Annotated in this window: 18 protein-coding genes; 11 read left to right on the top strand and 7 right to left on the bottom strand. The window is 75.0% G+C overall.

The window, feature by feature from the left end:
* Position 1: 1 nt before the first annotated feature.
* Positions 2–838 (top strand): formate dehydrogenase accessory sulfurtransferase FdhD, encoded by an 837-nt coding sequence (gene fdhD / locus ACFW9D_RS03470; RefSeq protein WP_384617240.1) that lies wholly within the window; start codon positions 2–4, stop codon positions 836–838.
* A 25-nt stretch (positions 839–863) separates the two neighbouring features.
* Here the strand turns inward: fdhD and ACFW9D_RS03465 are convergent, their stop codons facing one another.
* Both ACFW9D_RS03465 and ACFW9D_RS03460 read right to left on the bottom strand, forming a co-directional pair.
* The gene (locus tag ACFW9D_RS03465; RefSeq protein ID WP_384617237.1) at positions 864–1,784 is read right to left on the bottom strand and encodes a LysR family transcriptional regulator; all 921 of its coding nucleotides are present in this window, start codon (positions 1,782–1,784) and stop codon (positions 864–866) included.
* 62 nt (positions 1,785–1,846) lie between these two features.
* A complete protein-coding gene (locus ACFW9D_RS03460) occupies positions 1,847–2,305 on the bottom strand; it encodes a GreA/GreB family elongation factor (protein WP_188335356.1) in 459 nt (152 codons plus the stop codon).
* Between the two features lie 131 nt (positions 2,306–2,436).
* Between ACFW9D_RS03460 and ACFW9D_RS03455 the strand changes: the two genes are divergently transcribed.
* The 6 genes from ACFW9D_RS03455 to ACFW9D_RS03430 all read left to right on the top strand — a co-directional run bounded on the left by ACFW9D_RS03455 (position 2,437) and on the right by ACFW9D_RS03430 (position 7,743).
* Positions 2,437–2,835 (top strand): molybdopterin-binding protein, encoded by a 399-nt coding sequence (locus ACFW9D_RS03455; protein WP_188335355.1) that lies wholly within the window; start codon positions 2,437–2,439, stop codon positions 2,833–2,835.
* Positions 2,836–2,984: 149 nt separating this feature from the next.
* Positions 2,985–3,809, top strand: coding sequence for a molybdate ABC transporter substrate-binding protein (modA, locus tag ACFW9D_RS03450; RefSeq protein ID WP_384617277.1), 825 nt, complete (start codon positions 2,985–2,987; stop codon positions 3,807–3,809).
* Positions 3,794–4,657, top strand: coding sequence for a molybdate ABC transporter permease subunit (gene modB, locus ACFW9D_RS03445; RefSeq protein WP_384617275.1), 864 nt, complete (start codon positions 3,794–3,796; stop codon positions 4,655–4,657). The genes modA and modB overlap by 16 nt, the downstream gene beginning before the upstream one ends.
* Positions 4,654–5,757 carry an ABC transporter ATP-binding protein gene (locus ACFW9D_RS03440; RefSeq protein WP_384617234.1) on the top strand — a complete coding sequence of 368 codons (1,104 nt, stop codon included), beginning with the start codon at positions 4,654–4,656 and terminating at the stop codon, positions 5,755–5,757. The genes modB and ACFW9D_RS03440 overlap by 4 nt, the downstream gene beginning before the upstream one ends.
* A 495-nt stretch (positions 5,758–6,252) precedes the next feature.
* The gene (locus tag ACFW9D_RS03435) at positions 6,253–6,672 is read left to right on the top strand and encodes a molybdopterin-binding protein (RefSeq protein ID WP_188341145.1); all 420 of its coding nucleotides are present in this window, start codon (positions 6,253–6,255) and stop codon (positions 6,670–6,672) included.
* 69 nt (positions 6,673–6,741) lie between these two features.
* A complete protein-coding gene (locus ACFW9D_RS03430) occupies positions 6,742–7,743 on the top strand; it encodes an NAD-dependent epimerase/dehydratase family protein (RefSeq protein ID WP_384617231.1) in 1,002 nt (333 codons plus the stop codon).
* 9 nt (positions 7,744–7,752) lie between these two features.
* Here the strand turns inward: ACFW9D_RS03430 and ACFW9D_RS03425 are convergent, their stop codons facing one another.
* Together ACFW9D_RS03425 and ACFW9D_RS03420 are read right to left on the bottom strand one after the other, a co-directional pair.
* Positions 7,753–8,862, bottom strand: coding sequence for a sensor histidine kinase (locus tag ACFW9D_RS03425; protein ID WP_384617228.1), 1,110 nt, complete (start codon positions 8,860–8,862; stop codon positions 7,753–7,755).
* Positions 8,863–8,865: 3 nt separating this feature from the next.
* The gene (locus ACFW9D_RS03420; protein ID WP_384617226.1) at positions 8,866–9,609 is read right to left on the bottom strand and encodes a response regulator transcription factor; all 744 of its coding nucleotides are present in this window, start codon (positions 9,607–9,609) and stop codon (positions 8,866–8,868) included.
* Between the two features lie 115 nt (positions 9,610–9,724).
* Here ACFW9D_RS03420 and ACFW9D_RS03415 point away from each other — a divergent pair, with 115 nt between their 5' ends.
* The 3 genes from ACFW9D_RS03415 (at position 9,725) to ACFW9D_RS03405 (ending at position 12,225) form a co-directional block, all read left to right on the top strand.
* Positions 9,725–10,441 carry a glycosyltransferase family 2 protein gene (locus ACFW9D_RS03415; protein WP_384617223.1) on the top strand — a complete coding sequence of 239 codons (717 nt, stop codon included), beginning with the start codon at positions 9,725–9,727 and terminating at the stop codon, positions 10,439–10,441.
* 411 nt (positions 10,442–10,852) lie between these two features.
* Positions 10,853–11,470, top strand: a complete 618-nt coding sequence (locus ACFW9D_RS03410; protein WP_384617220.1) for a DUF2064 domain-containing protein — start codon at positions 10,853–10,855, stop codon at positions 11,468–11,470.
* On the top strand, positions 11,467–12,225 hold the full coding sequence (locus tag ACFW9D_RS03405; RefSeq protein ID WP_188335346.1) for a bifunctional 2-polyprenyl-6-hydroxyphenol methylase/3-demethylubiquinol 3-O-methyltransferase UbiG: 759 nt from the start codon (positions 11,467–11,469) through the stop codon (positions 12,223–12,225). The genes ACFW9D_RS03410 and ACFW9D_RS03405 overlap by 4 nt, the downstream gene beginning before the upstream one ends.
* Positions 12,226–12,566: 341 nt before the next feature.
* Here the strand turns inward: ACFW9D_RS03405 and ACFW9D_RS03400 are convergent, their stop codons facing one another.
* Positions 12,567–13,811 carry a molybdopterin-dependent oxidoreductase gene (locus ACFW9D_RS03400; RefSeq protein WP_384617218.1) on the bottom strand — a complete coding sequence of 415 codons (1,245 nt, stop codon included), beginning with the start codon at positions 13,809–13,811 and terminating at the stop codon, positions 12,567–12,569.
* A 173-nt stretch (positions 13,812–13,984) separates the two neighbouring features.
* Between ACFW9D_RS03400 and ACFW9D_RS03395 the strand changes: the two genes are divergently transcribed.
* Positions 13,985–15,298 (top strand): hypothetical protein, encoded by a 1,314-nt coding sequence (locus tag ACFW9D_RS03395; protein ID WP_384617273.1) that lies wholly within the window; start codon positions 13,985–13,987, stop codon positions 15,296–15,298.
* Here the strand turns inward: ACFW9D_RS03395 and ACFW9D_RS03390 are convergent.
* Entirely contained in the window at positions 15,270–16,847 is a 1,578-nt protein-coding gene (locus ACFW9D_RS03390) for a long-chain fatty acid--CoA ligase (RefSeq protein WP_384617217.1), read from the bottom strand. The two genes, ACFW9D_RS03395 and ACFW9D_RS03390, sit on opposite strands and share 29 nt — an antisense overlap.
* Positions 16,844–17,866, bottom strand: a complete 1,023-nt coding sequence (locus ACFW9D_RS03385; RefSeq protein WP_384617214.1) for a TauD/TfdA family dioxygenase — start codon at positions 17,864–17,866, stop codon at positions 16,844–16,846. The genes ACFW9D_RS03390 and ACFW9D_RS03385 overlap by 4 nt, the downstream gene beginning before the upstream one ends.
* Positions 17,867–18,066: the final 200 nt, after the last annotated feature.

Here is an 18,066-nt window from a genome sequence, read left to right as displayed (position 1 = left end):
CATGGGGCGAGTGACCGCGCGCAGGCGCGTGATGCGGGTCCGCGACGGGGTGGTCTCCCACCGGCCGGACACCCTCGCGGCCGAGGAGCCGATGGAGATACGGGTCGACGGGCGCCCGCTGACCGTCACGATGCGCACCCCGGGCGACGACTTCGACCTCGCGGCCGGGTTCCTGGTCAGCGAGGGCGTCGTCCACCGGGCCGCCGACGTCGCCGGGATCCGCTACTGCGCGGGCGCCACGTCCGACGGCGGGAACACGTACAACGTGGTGGACGTCGTCCTGGGCGCCGGCGTCACCCCGCCCGACGCCTCCCTGGAGCGGAACTTCTACACCACCTCGTCGTGCGGCCTGTGCGGCAAGGCGAGCCTCGACGCCGTGCGGACCACTGCCGCCTGGACGGTCGAGGACGACCCGGTGCGGCTCGACATCGAGCGGCTCACCGAGTTCCCGGACCGGCTGCGCGCGGCGCAGAAGGTGTTCGACAGCACCGGGGGACTGCACGCCGCCGGACTGTTCTCCGCCGACGGCGAGATGCTCTGCCTGCGCGAGGACGTCGGCCGGCACAACGCGGTCGACAAGGTCGTCGGGCACGCCCTGCGCGAGGGCCTGCTGCCGCTGCGCGGCACGGTCCTCATGGTGAGCGGCCGCGCCTCCTTCGAACTCGTGCAGAAGGCGGTCATGGCGGGCATCCCGGTGCTCGCGGCCGTGTCCGCGCCGTCCTCGCTCGCCGTCGACCTGGCCGACGAGAGCGGGCTGACCCTGGTCGGCTTCCTGCGCGGCACGTCGATGAACGTCTACACGGGCGCCGAGCGGCTGGCCGCCGTCCCGGCCGGCTGACCGAGCCCGCGGGCCGGGCGTCCGCTCAGCGGGCGTCCGGCAGCCGGTCGAGTGTCGTCGCCAGGTCCTCGTGCCGCGCCACCTCGACCAAAGCGCGCGCCATCACCGAGCCGGGCTCCCTCGCGGACCAGACCAGACCGACCGGGACCGCCGCGCTCGGGTCGATCAGCGGCAGCGCCTGCATCCCGTGCGGCACGCCGAACACGTGGAGCCAGGCCTGCGGCACGACGCTCGCCCACTGGCCCGTCCTGACGTGCGCGAACAGCGCGCCCACCGAGTCCGTCTCGATCCGGGGCGACGGCGTGAGACCCACCGACGCGAACACCTCGTCGAGGACCCGGCGGCCCTGCATCGACCCGGTCAGCAGACACAGCGGCAACCGGCTCGCATCGGCCCAGGTGGCCGAGCGCCGGTGCGTCAGGCCCTCGGCCACCGTCGTCAGGAGCACGTACCGCTCCTCGTACAGGGGGAGAGTCTGGACGCCCTCGGGCAGTTCCTTGTGCAGATACGTGATGCCGGCGTCGATCTCGAAGTTCTGCAGCAGCCGGAAGACGTCCACCGACTGAAGGTCCGTCAGGACGTCCACGGTGACGAGCGGGTGCGCGGTGCAGAACGGGCCCGTCAGCAGGGACACCGCGCCGGAGGCCGTCGGGATCGAGCCGATCCGCAGCCGCCCGTTCAGACCGCTGCGCAGCGCGCCGACCTCGTCCCGGAGCGCGTCCCGGTCCGCGATGATGCGCTGCGCCCACACGACGATGCGCTCGCCCTCCGGGGTGAGCCCCTCGTACTTGCGGCCGCGCCGCACCAGCGGCACGTCCAGCTCGTCCTCCAGCTTGCGGATCGCCTCGGACAGCGCCGGCTGGGAGACGTGGCAGCTCTGTGCGGCGCGGGCGAAATGGCGCTCACGGGCGAGCGCGACCAGGTACTCGAGTTGACGGAACAGCACGTGACGGGTCTACCCGAGCAGCGCACGAAGCGCCAATCGCGGCCCCCGTCACGGGCCCGTCGTCAGCCGAGCGAGACGATGCGGGCCGACGTCGGCCCGGCGGGCGTGCGGTAGTCGACCGTGTCCCCGGGGCGCCGACCCATCAGGGCGAGCCCCAGCGGACTGTCGGACGTGACCAGCGAAGGCGTCGACGCGTCGGGCAGTTCGCTGATCTCCACGGTCTGCTCGGTGCCGTCGTCGAAGCGCACGGTGACCGTGCTGCCCACGCCGACCTCCGCGGTGTCGGGCGCTCCCTCCGCCGCGCCTTCGCGCAGCCGCAGCTCGACCTCCTCGATCCGCGCGTCGAGGCGCCGCAGCTCCTCGGCGCGCTGGATTTCGTCGGCCGAGTCGGCCATGTCGCCCACCTGGTCGGGATCGCTCAGGGTGGCGGCCACCGTAGCGCGCTCGGCGGCGAGATCGGCGCGCTGACGCTCGAGGGCCTCGCGGCCGGTGGCGCTGATCGGTTCGGGCTGGCTCGACATGCCGACTCCTCGGACCGGGAGAACAGGGTGAAACCGGATATTCGTAGCCTAAGTGGTACGAGTGGATGCGGCAGGGCCGCGATGATCCACACCGTGCCGCCCGTCCGGACGCGGTCGCTATGTTGAGGGCCATGCAGTCCTACACCATCGGCCAGGCAGCTCGGCTGCTAGGCGTCAGCCCCGACACCGCACGCCGCTGGGCCGACGCCGGCCGCGTCGCCACCCATCGCGACGAGGCCGGACGGCGGCTCGTCGACGGCAGGGATCTCGCCGCGTTCTCCGTGGAACTCGCCAGGAGCGGCGGCTCCGGCGAGGACGAGATCTCCTCCACCTCGGTCCGCAACGCGTTCCCCGGCATCGTCACCGCCGTCAAGCTCGGCGACATCGCCGCCCAGGTCGAGATCCAGGCCGGCCCGCACCGGCTCGTCTCCCTGCTCACCCGCGAGGCCGTCGAGGAGCTCGGGCTGGAGGTCGGCATGGAGGCCACGGCCCGGGTCAAGTCGACGAATGTCCATATCGACCGGACCTGATCCCCTCGGGCGGCGCCCGCTCCGTATAAACGCACATGCATGGCTGGTCCGATCTGCAGGCCAGCTCATGCGATGCCACAGCAGACTTCCCCCTTGCACCTGCGGCAGTATGATCCCCGCAAGCCAGGAACCAAGGGAGTGGACCTGTGATAGCTCGTTCCGCGCGCCGGACCCGTCGCACGCTGACCCTCGCCGGCCTCGGCGCCGCCGCACTGCTGACGCTCAGCGCGTGCGGCTCCGCCGAACCGTCCGGAGCGTCGGACGAGGGCAACGCCTCCGCGTCGTCCGGGGGCAAGGTGTCCGGCACCGTGAACGTGTTCGCCGCCGCCTCCCTCAAGGAGAGCTTCACGACGCTCGGCAAGCAGTTCGAGAAGGAGCACCCCGGCACCCACGTCACCTTCAACTTCGGCGGCAGCGACAGCCTCGCCGCGGGCATCAACAGCGGAGCGCCGGCCGACGTGTTCGCCGCCGCCAGCCCCAAGACGATGAAGATCGTCACGGACGCCGAGGGCACCGCGGCCGCCCCCGAGACCTTCGTGCGCAACCAGCTGGAGATCGCCACCCTGCCGGGCAACCCCCACAAGGTGTCCTCCCTCAAGGACCTCACCGGCGACGGCCTGAAGGTCGTCCTGTGCGACAAGGCCGTGCCCTGCGGCGCCGCCGCGCAGAAGGCCCTCGACGCGAGCAAGCTGAAGCTCACCCCCGTCTCCTACGAGCAGGACGTCAAGAGCGCACTCACCAAGGTCGAGCTCAAGGAGGCCGACGCGGCCGTCGTCTACAAGACCGACGTCAAGGCCGCGGGTGACAAGGTGGAAGGCGTGGAGTTCCCCGAGTCGGCGGACGCCGTCAACGACTACCCGATCGCCCTCCTCGAGAAGGCGCCCAACGCCAAGGCCGCCCAGGCCTTCATCGACCTCGTGCGGTCTTCCCAGGGGCAGAAGGTGCTGACCTCCGCCGGATTCCTCGCACCGTGACCGAGCCCCGCACGCCCGGCGCCGCGGCCGACGCCCTCACCCGGGGCGGCCCGCGGCGCCGCCGTCGTACCCGTACCGCGCCCCTGCCCCTCCTGCTGCCCGCGCTCGTCGGCCTCGCCTTCCTGATCGTGCCGCTCGTCGCCCTCCTCGTCCGGGCACCCTGGCGCGATCTGCCGGACCAGCTCACCAGCCCCGAGGTCTGGCAGGCCCTCCAGCTGTCCCTCGTCTGCGCGACCGCCGCGACGCTCGTCAGCCTCGTGCTCGGCGTGCCGCTGGCCTGGCTGCTCGCCCGCACCGAGTTCCCCGGACGCGGCCTCGTCCGGGCCCTCGTCACGCTGCCCCTCGTGCTGCCGCCCGTCGTCGGCGGTGTCGCCCTGCTGTCCGCGCTCGGGCGCAACGGACTCGTCGGGCAGTACCTCGACTCCTGGTTCGGCGTCACCCTGCCCTTCACCACCACCGGCGTGATCGTCGCCGAGGCCTTCGTCGCGATGCCCTTCCTCGTCATCAGCGTCGAGGGCACCCTGCGCGCCGCCGACCCCCGCTACGAGGAAGCCGCCACGACGCTCGGCGCCTCCCGGTTCACCGCGTTCCGGCGCGTCACGCTGCCGCTCATCGCCCCCGGCATCGCCGCCGGATCCGTCCTCGCCTGGGCCCGCGCGCTCGGCGAGTTCGGCGCCACGATCACCTTCGCCGGCAACTTCCCCGGCCGCACCCAGACCATGCCGCTCGCCGTCTACCTCGCCCTGCAGAGCGACCCGGCCGCGGCGATCGCCCTCAGCCTGGTCCTGCTCGCCGTGTCCATCGCGGTCCTCGCGGGCCTGCGCGACCGCTGGATGACCGCCTCATGACCCGCACCGAGAAGTCCCCCGGCGCCGCCGAGACCCTCGCGCTCAGGGAAGAGCCCGGGAGCGAGGGGCTCGACGCCCGGCTCGTCGTCGACCGCGGCGACTTCCACCTCGACGTCGCCCTCAGCGCCGCGCCCGGCGACGTCGTCGCCCTCCTCGGCCCGAACGGCGCCGGCAAGAGCACCGCCCTGCGCGCCCTCGCCGGCCTCGCCCCGCTCGACGCCGGCCACCTCCGGCTCGACGGCGTCCCGCTCGACGCCACCCCACCCGAGTCCCGCCCCGTCGGCGTCGTCTTCCAGGACTACCTGCTCTTCCCGCACCTCAGCGCGCTCGACAACGTCGCGTTCGGGCCGCGCTGCCAGGGCGTGAGCAAGGCCGAGGCCCGCGCGCAGGCCCACGCCTGGCTCGACCGGATGGGCCTCGCCGACCACGCCGGCGCCAAGCCCCGCCGCCTCTCCGGCGGCCAGGCCCAGCGCGTCGCCCTCGCCCGCGCGCTCGCCACCCGGCCCCGGCTGCTGCTCCTCGACGAACCGCTCGCCGCGCTCGACGCCCGCACCCGGCTCGACGTACGCGCCCAGCTGCGCCGCCACCTCGCCGAGTTCGAGGCCGTCGCCGTGCTCGTCACGCACGACCCGCTCGACGCGATGGTGCTCGCCGACCGGCTCGTCGTCGTCGAGCACGGCCGCGTCGTCCAGGAAGGCACCCCGTCGGCCGTCGCGCGCCGCCCCCGCACCGACTACATCGCCCAGCTCGTCGGCCTCAACCTCTACCGGGGGCAGGCGGACGGACACGCGGTCCGGCTCGACGAAGGCCAGGAGATCACCACGACCGAGGATCTGCACGGCCCCGTCTTCGTCGCCTTCCCGCCCGGCGCGGTCACCCTCCACCGCGAACGCCCCAGCGGCTCCAGCGCCCGCAACCTGTGGGAGTGCGAGGTCACCGGCATGGAGACGCACGCCGACCAGATCCGCGTCGCCCTCACCGGCGGCCTGTCCCTGGCCGCCGACCTCACGACGGTGGCCGCGGCGGAACTGGGACTGCACCCCGGGGCGACGGCCTGGGCGACGGTGAAGGCCACACAGACGCATGCGTATCCGGCGTGACGGGGGGCGGGGGCTGCGGTCCCGGGGCGTTTCGGCCGATGTGGCGGGGCAGCGCTGCGGCGGCCGGTGCGCCGCGCGGCATCCGGTGCGCGGGCGCGGCACGTGCGCGCCGGGCTTCGCCGGTCTCCGGGCTGCCCGGCCGGGCGGCGCCGATGTGACCGAGGCGGCGGGGCGGCGGGCGGCTGGGCCCGGTGCGTGGCGGGTGGGCCCGGTCAGGGTGTCGACTGGCCAGGCGGTGACGGCGTGACGCGTGCCTTGTCGGGGGTGCAGCGTCCGGTGCGCTGACGCGGCACACGCGTGCTGGACTTCGCCGGTTCGGGCTGCCCGGCCGGGCGGGTCCGGCGCGAGGCGTGCCCGGGGCCGGCGGACCACAGCGTCCGGTGACGTGACGCGGCGTCGACACACGCCTGTCCCGCTTGACCGGCTATGTCCCGCGGCGCGGCTACCTTGGCCAGGTCCGACACCCCGTCACCCGTGAGGCGCGCCGTCATGACCCTGAGCACGAGCATCCGCAACCAGCTGCCCGGCACCGTCGCCGCCGTCACCTCCGGCGCCGCCATGGCCACCGTCCGGATCCGGCTCGACGGCGGGCAGGAGCTGACCTCGGCCGTCACCGCCGAGGCCGTCGCCGAGCTGGGCATCGCCGCCGGCTCCCGGATCACCGCGCTCGTGAAGTCCACCGAGGTCGCCCTCGCCATCGGCCCCGTCGAAGGACTCTCCATCCGCAACCGGCTCGCCGGAACCGTCAGCGCCGTCACCCTGGGACCGGCCATGGCCACCGTCAAGATCGCCGCCGGGTCCGTCGAGCTGACCGCCGCCGTGACCTCCGACGCCGTCACCGACCTCGCCCTCACCACCGGCACGCCCGTCGTCGCCCTGATGAAGTCGACCGAGGTCTCCCTCGTGACCGGATGAGTCTTACGGAGTCGTGACGTGCGGGCCGCGTCCCGTGCCCCGCGCCGCCCCCGCGCCTAGCGTGGCGCCATGCGTGTACTGGTCACCGGCGGTGCCGGGTTCATCGGGTCCCATGTCGTCGAGGCGCTCGCCGCGCACGGCCACGAACCCCTCGTGTACGACGTGCGGGACGACCCCGGCGCCGACGTGCGCGACCCCGACGCGGTGGCCCGCGCCCTGACCGGCGTCGACGCCGTCTGCCACCAGGCGGCGAAGGTCGGGCTCGGCGACGGCGTCCGGGACGCGGCCGCGTACGTGTCCCGCAACGACCTCGGCACCGCCGTCCTCCTCGCCGCCATGGCCGACCACGGAATCCGGCACCTCGTCCTCGCCGGGTCGATGGTCGTGTACGGGGAAGGCCGCTACACCTGCCCGCGCCACGGCGACGTCCGCCCCGGCCCCCGCACCGTCGCCGACCTCGACGCGGGCCGCTTCGAACCCCGCTGCCCGCACTGCGCCGCCGCCCTCGCACCGGCCCTGATCGGCGAGGACGCCCCCGCCGACCCGCGCAACGTCTACGCCACCACCAAGCTCGCGCAGGAACACCTCGCCGCCGCCTGGGCCCGCTCCACCGGCGGCACGGCCGTCTCCCTGCGCTACCACAACGTCTACGGCCCCCGGATGCCCCGCGACACCCCGTACGCGGGCGTCGCCTCCTTCTTCCGCTCGGCGCTCGCGCGCGGCGAGGCCCCGCGGGTCTACGAGGACGGCCGGCAGCGCCGCGACTTCGTCCACGTGCGCGATGTCGCCGCCGCCAACCTGGCCGCCCTGGAGGCCGACACCGCCCCGGGCGCCCTGACCGCGTACAACACCGGCAGCGGCGACCCGCACACCGTCGGCGAGATGGCGCGGGCGCTGGCCGCCGCGCACGGTGGCCCTGAGCCCGTCGTCACGGGGGAGTACCGGCTCGGCGACGTCCGCCACATCACCGCCGACTCGGCGCGACTCCGCGCCGACCTGGGCTGGAAGCCGACGGTCGACTTCGAGGCGGGCATGCGCTCCTTCGCCCGGGACGAGCTGCGCGCTCCCTGACCGCAGCGCCTACGACGCCGTCGGCAGGGTCACCTCGAAGCAGCAGCCGCCCGGGATGTTGCGGACCGTGGCCCGGCCGCGGTGGGCCTCCACGATGCCGCGCACGATCGCGAGGCCGAGGCCCGCGCCCGCGGGGGGCGTCCGGGCGTGGGTGCCGCGCCAGCCGGTGTCGAAGACGCGGTCGAGGTCGTCCTCGGGAATGCCGCCGCACCCGTCCGTGACCGAGAGCACGACCCCCTCCGCGGAGCGTTCCGTGGCGACCGCGACGGTGCCGTCCGCCGGGGTGCGGCGGATCGCGTTCACCAGGAGATTGCCGAGCACCCGGCTCATCTCCTTGCCGTCGACCTCCACCGGCACCGCCTCGACCCCGTCGCCGACCAGCCGCACCCCGTGCTCCCGCGCGAGCGGATCCGCGCCGGCGAGCGCGTCGCCCACCAGGTCGTACAGCGACATGCGGGCCGGGGCGAGCGGCAGGGCGCCGGCGTGGATGCGGGACAGCTCGAAGAGGTCGCCGACCATGTCGTTGAGCCGTTCCACCTCGGCGCGCATCTGCCGCAGATAGCGGTCCGGGTCCTCCGCGACGCCGTCCTCCAGCGCCTCCGACATGGCCCGAAGGCCGGCCAGCGGGGTGCGCAGATCGTGCGAGATCCACGCCACCAGTTCGCGCCGCGACGTCTCCAGGGCACGCTCGCGCTCCCGCGACGCCGCGAGCCGCGCACTGGTCGCCGCCAGCTCCCGGCTCACCGCCTCCAGTTCGGCCGTCGCCGGATGGTCCGGAGCGGCGAAGTCCCCGCCGTCGCCGAACGAGCGGGCGGCGACGGCCAGTTCACGGCTGCGGGCGACGACCCAGCGGCCGAGCAGCAGCGCCGTCGCGAGCGACACGACGGCCGCCATCGCCACCACCGTCGTCACGACGGTGAGGTCGTGCGGCGACAGGAACATCGCCCACGCCACGGCCAGCGTGCCCGCCAGCATCGCGACCACCCCGACGGCCGCGACCACGGCCAGCGACGCGGTCAGCGACCGGCGCCGGGTCCACCGCAGCAGCGCTGCGCCGGCGAGACCGGTCGCCGCCGCGCCCGCGAAGGCGTACAGCGCGATGAGAAGGATGTCGCGCATCGCTCAGGCCTCCTGGGAGCCGGGCGTGCCGTCCGGCTCGAAGCGGTAGCCGACGCCCCACACCGTCTGGATGAGGCGCGGGCGGGCCGGATCGTCCTCGACCTTGCCGCGCAGGCGCCGGATGTGCACGGTCACCGTCGACAGGTCGCCGAACTCCCAGCCCCACACCTCACGCATCAGGTCCTCCCGGCTGAACGCCCGCCCCGGATGCCGCAGGAAGAAGGCGAGGAGGTCGAACTCGCGCAGGGTCAGGGCCAGTTCGGCGCCGTCCCGGGTGGCGCGGCGGGCCGCCGGATCCACCGCGAGACCCGCCGCCCGCAGCGGCCGCAGCCCCGTGCGCGGGCGGGCCCGGCGCAGCACCGACTCGACGCGCAGCACCAGTTCGCGCGGGCTGAACGGCTTGGTCACGTAGTCGTCGGCGCCGATCTCCAGGCCCAGGATGCGGTCGTCCTCGTCACCGCGCGCCGTGAGCATCACCACCGGCACGGGCCCGTTCTCCCGGATCCGCCGGCAGACCTCCAGGCCGTCCATGCCCGGCAGCATCAGATCGAGCACGACCAGATCCGGGCGCCGGGCCGTGGCCCGGGCCAGCGCCGTCGGACCGTCGGCGGCGCGCTCCACCAGGAAACCCGCGCGGTCCAGGTATCCGGCCACCACCTCGGCGACCGTCGGATCGTCGTCGACGACCAGGACCCGCGCCGGGTCGGTGGGCGCCGCGTGGCCCGTGAGCTCGTGTGACTGCTGCATGGGGCCAGCCTCGCACCGCGCCCGCGCGCACGACGACCCCGGACGGGCCCGCACCGGCGGACGTCCGTGTTTCGTAAGGAGCGCGCATCCGAAATGCCCGGATCGCGCTCGTAGGGTGAAAGCCGTGACGACCCCACCCCACCCCTCCCCGTCCGTCGACGTGGTCCTGCCCTGCCTGGACGAGGCCGAGGCGCTGCCCTGGGTGCTCGAACGCATCCCGCCCGGCTGGCGCGCCCTCGTCGTCGACAACGGCTCCACCGACGGCTCCGCGGACCTCGCCCGCTCCCTCGGCGCGACCGTCGTGCCCGAACCGGTACGGGGCTTCGGCGCGGCCTGCCACGCCGGGCTGCTCGCCGCCGCCGCCGACATCGTCTGCTTCTGCGACTGCGACGCCTCCCTCGACCCCGGGCTGCTCGTGCCGTTCGTCGACGAGGTGAGCACCGGACGCGCCGACCTCGTCCTCGGCCGGCGCCGCCCCACGCGCCGGGGCGCCTGGCCCCCGCACGCCCGCGCCGGCAACCTCGCCCTCGCCCGCCTCCTGCGCCGTCGCACCGGCCTGCGCCTGCACGACCTCGGCCCCCTGCGCGCCGCCCGCCGCACCGAGCTCCTGGCCCTCGACCTGTCCGACCGGCGCAGCGGCTATCCGCTCCAGATGGTCGTCCGCGCCGCCGACGCGGGCTGGCGCGTCACGGAGCACGACGTGCCGTACCGCCCCCGCAGCGGCGCCTCCAAGGTGACGGGCACCTGGCGGGGCACGTGGCAGGCCGTACGCGACATGAGCCGCGTCCTCGCGGAGACGGCACCGCCCGCTGCGGAAGGGCGCTCCCGGTGAGCCCCTGCGCCGCCGCCCTGCCGCAGCGGGACCCGGTGACGGGAGCCCCTGGCCGCGCAGGCTCAGGGGTGGCCCTGGCCCAGCAGCCGCGCCTCGGCCCGAGCGGCCCCGCTTTCCCGGCCGAGCAGCCGCGCCCCGCCTCGCGCGGTCCCGTCTTCCCCGCCGAGCAGCCCGCCTCCGGCACGCCCCGTCCCGCCAAACCCCCCCCCCCCCCCCCCCCCCCGGCGCCCCGCCCCCCCCGGGCGGCCCGCCCGGGCGCGCGGCCGCGCCGCCGCACGCGGGCTCGCGCGCGCCCGCTTTCCCGGCCCAGCAGCCGCCCCCAGGCTCGCGCAGCCCCGCGTGCGAGGCCGGCCGGGCCGAGCGCCCCGTCCCCGCCCCGACCACCACCCCCGCCCCGGAAGGCCGTACCCCGTGACCACCCTTCTCGTCATCGCCAAGGAACCCCGCCCCGGCCGGGTCAAGACGCGGCTCACGCCGCCGTTCACGCCCGAGGACGCGGCCGCTCTCGCCGAGGCCGCCCTGTGCGACACCCTGCACGCGGTGGCCGCCGCGCCCGCCGAGCGGCGCGTCCTCGTGCTCGACGGGGAACCGGGGCCCTGGCTGCCCGCCGGGTTCGACGTCGTGCCGCAGAGCGGCGGCGGCCTCGACGAACGTCTGGCCGACGCCTTTGCCGGGTGCGAGGGGCCCGCCCTGCTCGTCGGCATGGACACCCCTCAGCTCAGTCCCGCCCAGCTCACCGTCGACTTCACGGACTGCGACGCCTGGTTCGGCCCCGCGCTCGACGGCGGATTCTGGGCCCTCGGCCTCGCCGCCCCCGACCCCGCGCTCCTGCGCGGCGTGCCCATGTCCACGGCCCGTACGGGAGCCGTGCAGCGTGAAAGGCTGCACGCCGCCGGACTCCGCGTCCGCGACCTGCCGACCCTGCGCGACGTCGACACCGCCGCCGACGCCGCCGCGGTGGCCGCCCTCGCCCCCGACAGCCGGTTCGCCGCCTGTCTCGCCCGGTGCACGACGCGGGCCCGCGGATGAGCGCCCCGCCCGCCGACGCGGCACCCTGGGCCGCGGCCGACCCCTACACCGCCGCGCTGCGCACCGGCACGGGCCCGCTGTTCCTGCGCCGTACCGACGGCTGGCTGCTGCCCCTCGACGTCGAACGCTGGTGCGCCCGCGCCGACGCCGTCGACCGGGACGTCCTGGACCGCTGCGAGGGCCCCGTCCTCGACGTGGGCTGCGGCCCCGGCCGGCTCGTCGCCGAACTCGCCGCGCGCGGCCGCACCGTCCTCGGTATCGACGTGAGCGCCACCGCCGTCGAACGCACGACACGGCTCGGCGGCCCCGCCCTGCACCGCTCCGTGTTCGACCCGCTGCCCGGCGAGGGCCGCTGGCGCACGGTCCTCCTGATGGACGGCAACGTCGGCATCGGCGGCGACCCGCACGCCCTGCTGCGCCGCACGGCCCGGCTCCTCGCCCCGGACGGCCTGCTGATCGCCGAGACGGCACCCGTGGACGTGGACGAACGTGCCGAGGTCGAGGTCACCGACACGCCCGTCCGCGCCTCGGGCCGCCCCTTCCCCTGGGCGCGCCTCGGCACCCCGGCCCTGCTGCGTCACGCGAAAGAGGCGGGCCTGCGCTCCACCGCTCAGTGGGAGGCGGGCGGCCGCAGTTTCGTCGCCCTGCGCGTGCGGACCGCCCACACCAGCGCGGACGCCGCGAACAGTGCCGCGGTGATCAGCAGCCAGCGGCCCAGGAACACGTCCGCCGAGCGGCCCGTCGTCAGCGCGTAACGCCGGGCCGTCATCCCGGTGACGAGCGGGAACCACACGAGCAGCAGCAGGCACGACAGCGCGGCCGGCACCCGCACATAGCCGACCCACGTGCGCCGGCCCGCCGCACCGAAGGCCCGGACGAGCGCCCGGTCGGCGCCCGCGTACAGCGGAAGCAGCACGAGATCGTGCAGCAGGGCCGCGCCCACGATCCACAGGGCGACGCCGAACCAGTCGCCGGCGAACAGCCGCACCCCGGCGTATCCGGCCAGCGCGAACGAGCACAGCAGGAGCAGCAGGGTGAGCGGGCTGCCCAGCGGGATCCGCCGAGCCGGGATCCATTTCCTCGCGGTCATCGGGCGTCACAGCCTTCCGAAGGTCAGCCGGGCCACCCATTTGGTGTTGAGCACACCGGGCGCGGCGGGAACGATGACCCGGGCCGGAGCGCCGTGGTCGGCGGACAGCGGCTCGCCGTTCACCTGGAGCGCGAGCAGCGAGCGCGGGTCGGCGACCTGGGAGGCGCTCAACGCGGCGTGCCGGAACGCCCCGTGGCGCTGGAGCGATTCGACGAAGACACCCGGCGGATCGTCCTCGTGGCCGACGAGCGCCGCGAGGTCCCGCAGCCGGACACCCCGCCACCACTGATCGGACGTCGACCAGCCCTCCACGCACGCGATGGGCAGCGCGGCACTGTGCTGCGCGAGCCGGGCGAGCGCCGCCCGGTCGAGCCGCACGGTGCCGCCCCGCCCGACCACCGTGAGCCGCCACGCCGGATCGCCCGCCTCCACCGCGTCGATCCCGGCGAGTGCGGCCGTCTTGTTGATCTGGAACCCGTTCGGCCCCGTCCCGGGATCGGCGCCCCCGTGCGGGGTGAGCAGCGCCGTGCGGCGCAGCGGCCCGTCGAAGTTCTGTCCGACGGTCGTGCCGAAGAGCAGGGCCGAGCCGCCTCCGACGAACCAGAGCGCCCCGCGCCGGGACATCGTCGGCGCGTCCGGCGACGGCGCCACGAGCCCGGCGGGATCCTCGACCGTCTCCTCTCCGGCCCGCATCCGCCGTACGTTCCGCACGGCCGCCGGCACCTTCAGCACGGCGTGCACCACGAAGGCGGAGAAGAACACCCAGGCCCCGTAGAAGTGCAGCGGATAGAACGAGCCCGGGAACACGTAGTCGAGCTGCACGTTCAGGACACCCGTCGCGAACTCGAACAGCCCGCCGCCGACCAGGAGCAGCAGCGACAGCCGCTCGAGGCCGTGCGTGACGGACCGGACGGGAGGCAGCGCGAAGAGCCGCGGCACCACCGACCACAGCTTCGCCAGCAGGACGGGGATCAGCGTGACGCCGAGCGTGACGTGCACGCCCTGCGTCAGCCGGTACAGCCAGTGCGGGTCGGTCGGCCAGTCGAACAGGTAGAAGCCGAGGATCCCCTTGTCGGGGGTCTTGTCGTTCACCGGAGCCAGGTCCGGGTTGTACGCCGCGTACGACACGAGCCCGGTCACGAACAGCACGGTGACGCCGACGAGCAGGACGAGACCGAGCACCGAGGTGAACCGGGGGCCGCGCAGGGGGCTGCGCCAGAACGCGGGGGACGAGGGAGAACTGTCGCGCATGCCCCGACCGTAGGCCGGGACCCACCCCCTGAGGCGGCTGCGACCCATGACGAAACGCTGACGTCCGGCCCGGGAGACGTCCGGCGCACCGCCGCACGGCCTAGCGTGCCGGTGTGACCCGCACCGAACCCTCCGGCTCCCGTACCGAGTTCGCCCCCGACCCCCGCCGCGACCTGCTCGACCTCGCCGCCGCGACGGCCGCGGCCCTGCTCGTGGTCGCGGCCGTGCTCGTGGGCCGGCACATCGAGGGGACGTACGGCACGCTGCACGTCGGCTGGCCGCCGCTGTACGCGAACTGGCTGCCCCACACCGGCCCCGGAACCGTCCCCGCCCTGGTGCTCGCGGGCCTCCTCGTGGCCTACGGCCCCGCCGTCGCCGCCCGCCTGCCCTGGCGGATCCTGCTGCCCGGCGCGTGGACGGCGGCCACCGCCTGGATCCTGTCCCTCGCCCTCGTCGACGGCTGGCACCGCGGCATCGCCGTACGGCTCACCACTCGGTACGAATATCTCCAGTCCATCGACCGCTTCCACGACATCCCGGCCACCCTGCGGGACTTCACGCACCACATCCTGCTCGACTCGCCCGACCACTGGCCCGCCCACACCGCGGGCCACCCGCCGGGCGCCACGCTCACGTTCGTGCTGCTCGACCGGATCGGACTGCGCGGCGGCGGCTGGGCCGGCCTGTGGTGCGTCGTCGTCGGCGCCACCGCCTGCGTCGCCGTCCTGATCGCGGTCCGCGCCCTGGCCGGAGAGGCCCTGGCCCGCCGCGCGGCCCCGTTCCTCGTCGCCGCCCCCGGCGCCGTGTGGATGGGCGCGTCCGCCGACGCGTACTTCGCGGCCGTCGCCGCCTGGTCCGTCGCCCTCCTCGCCCTCGCGGTCACCGGCCGCGGCATCGCCTGGGCCGCCGGTGCCGGTCTCCTCTACGGCCTCACCTGCTACGTCTCCTACGGACTCACCCTCGTCGCCGTCATCGGCGCGGCCGTCCTGCTGCTCGGCCGCCACGAGATCCGACGGCGCCCCGCGCTGCTCCTCCTGCTGCTCGCCGGATGCGCGGTCGTGCCGCTGGCGTTCACCCTCGCCGGCTTCGACTGGTGGGAGGCGTACCGGCTGCTCGTGACCCGCTACTACCAGGGCGCGGGCGGCATCCGCCCGTACGGCTACTGGGTGTGGGCCAACCTCGCCTGCACGGTCCTCATCGTCGGCCTGGCCGCGGTCGCGGGCCTGCGCCGCGCCGTGACCGCGCTGACCGACCGCACCGGACCACCGGCGACCCGCCGTCCGGCCCTGCTCGCCTCGGCCGGGCTGCTGGCCCTGCTGATCGCCGACCTGTCCGGCATGAGCAAGGCGGAGACGGAACGCATCTGGCTCCCGTTCTCCCTCTGGCTGCTCCCCGCCTGCGCCCTGCTCCCGCGCCCGCGCGCCTGGCTCGCCGCCCAGGTGACCCTGCCGCTGCTCGTCAACCACCTGCTCCTGACGGGGTGGTGACCGAAGCGCCGGTCCGGGAGGCGTCGTCCTGTACGACGATCTCCCGCCGGAGGATCTTGCCCGTCGGCCCCTTCGGAAGGGTCGCGGCGATGCGCACGATCCGCGGGTACTTGTACGCGGCGACCCGTTCCTTCACGTAGGAGACGAGCGCCTCGGGTGCCGGGCCCGTGTCCGTCCGCAGGGTCACCACGGCCGCGACCTCCTCGCCCAGCTCCGGATGCGGCACCCCCACGACAGCGGCCTCCACCACCTCGGGATGGGTGTACAGGACCTCCTCGATCTCGCGCGGGTAGACGTTGTAGCCGCCGCGGATGATCAGGTCCTTTTTGCGGTCCACGACGAAGTGGTAGCCGTCCTCGTCGACGCGGGCCAGGTCGCCGGTGAGGAACCAGCCGTCCCGGAACGCGGCGGCGGTCGCGTCCGGGCGCCGCCAGTACCCCTTCATGACGTTCTCGCCCCGGACCGCCAGCTCACCGACTTCACCCGGCCCAATCGCCCGCCCGTCGGGGCCGAACAGACACAGCTCGACGCCCTCGACCGGCAGGCCGATCGAACCCGGCTTGCGCGGCCGGTCCGGCGGGTTGAAGCAGGCCACCGGCGACGTCTCCGACAGTCCGTAGCCCTCCAGGACCGTGACCCCGAGCTCGCGCTCGGCGGCGTACAGCAGCTCCACGGGGAGCGAGGCGCCGCCCGAGACGCCGAGCCGCAGCCGGGGCAGGGCCGGGCCGACGCCCGCGCGCAGCAGCGCCGTGTACATGGTGGGGACGCCGAGGAAGACGGTGACGTCGTCGCGCCGCAGCGTCTCCAGGGCCCGGTCCGGCTGGAAGCGGGGGAGCAGGGAGAGCGCGGCCCCCGCCGCGGTCGCCGCGTTGAGGGCGCAGGTCTGGCCGAACGCGTGGAAGAGGGGCAGACCGCCGAAGAGGACGTCGTCCGGGGTGAGCCGGAGCAGGGTGCGGGCGGTCGTCAGGGCGTTGGTGACCAGATTGCGGTGGGTCAGTTCGGCGCCCTTGGGGGTGCCCGTGGTGCCCGAGGTGTAGAGGATGACCGCGGTGTCGTCGGCGGCCGCTTCCGCCGCAGCGCCTGCCGACGGGTCCTGCGCGCGCAGCAGTCCGTCCCAGGCGGGCGGATCCGAGACCAGGCACTCGGCGCCGGTCCGTGCGGCCGCGGCGGAGGCCTCGTCCGCTCCGGCCGGCGCGGCCACCAGGAGCCGCGCCCCGCTGTCCCGCAGCGCGAACTCCAGCTCGCCCGCCTTGAGCAGCGGATTCAGCGGCACCACCACGGCCCCGGCGTACAGGGTGCCGTAGTAGACGACCGGGAAGCGCAGGACGTTCGGCAGCGCCACCGCCACCCGGTCGCCGGGGCGCAGCCCGCGCGACCGCAGCAGCGCCGCGAACCGTGCCGCCCGGTCGTCGAGCTGCGCGTACGTGAGCGAGGCCGTGCCCTCGAGGACCGCCGTACGGTCGCCGTGCGCGCGGGCGGACCGGGCGAGCAGCGCGGGCAGGGCGGACACGTTCGGAGGCTTCGGCACGGAGGGGCCAGGGGCGGTCATGCGGGTTCCTTTGCGTGGAAGGGGGAGCGGTGGGTGATCACGTCACGGGGTGGGACGCCGCCGCGCGTCCCGTGCGGGCCCCGGGCCGTGTCGCCCCAGAACTCTGCGGGCAGGTCCCGGGGCTGATGTGGCGTCAGCCAGAGGCGCAGGGCGTCGGCGGTGGCCTCGGGCGCGGTCGCGCGGGGTGGTGTGAAGGCGAGCGTGTGCAGCACCGCGTGGTTGTCGAGCAGGAGGAGGTCGCCGGGGGAGAGGTCGAGGTCCAGGCGGAGGGCCGGGGACGCGGCGGCCGCGTCGAGGAGGTCGAACAGCGCGACGTCCTCGTGGGTCAGGCGCGGCACCTCGGGCCGTGCCTGCGCCGCCTCGATCCGGTGACGGTCGTAGCGGAGGCTGAAGTGCCGCTCCGTGCGGTGGGCGAGGGGCACGGCGAGGGCGGGCAGCCGCGGGCCGCGATCCAGGTGATGGGTGCGGTAGAGGCGGTCGAGCAGTTCGGGCCCGCGGTCGAGCACGGCGTTGTGCAGCGCCGCCGAGCTGACCAGGGACGCCCGCGCGGGACGCAGGCACAGCAGGGCCGTCGTGTCCGCGTCGTCGGTGCGGAACGCTCCGGGGGAGGCGGCGGGCGGACCGGCCGCGGGCAGGCGGCCCAGCATGTGGCCCGTCACGTCCTGCGAGACCGGCGTGCCGAGATGCCGGCCGAGCCCCCACAGCAGCTGCTCCCGCTCGGCCGGGCGGAAGCCTTCCACGGGGATGCGCCGTACGACCGCCACCCCGCACCCGTGTGTCAACTCGTGGGCTGTCGCCTGGAGTTCGGTGTGCCAGGCAGGTGCGGGGAACTGTGCGGCGGTCACCCGGAGCATCGGTGTGCCCCGGGTGCGGACCGTGCGCACGGCGGTGGCGAGCTCGGCGAGCTGCCCGGGGGTCGGACGGCGCAGCCAGGCTCCGGATGCGGCGAGATCCGACCCCGTCCAGACGGCGGGGCCGTGGCAGGGAAGTGCGCGGGCGGCGGCTGACGAGGGGCCCACGGCCGGCTCCTTTCGAGGGGCGTCGGGGTGGTGCCACGCTAGGTCACGGTCTGTCGCATCGCTTGACCTCACGGGGCAGATGACTTATCAGTTGGGGACAGGTCCCGGCCGCGGCGGTCGCACACACGGGGCCCGCCGCGATCGACGAGCCCACCCCCCACCCCCCCCCGAAGCACCCCTGTCCCCCCGCCCGCCCGCGC

The sequence above is a fragment of the Streptomyces sp. NPDC059524 genome (assembly GCF_042749255.1).
Taxonomy (GTDB): Bacteria; Actinomycetota; Actinomycetes; order Streptomycetales; family Streptomycetaceae; genus Streptomyces; species Streptomyces xanthii.
The sequence above is the reverse complement of the archived record's forward strand: the minus strand, read 5'-3'. Positions and strand labels throughout refer to the sequence as shown.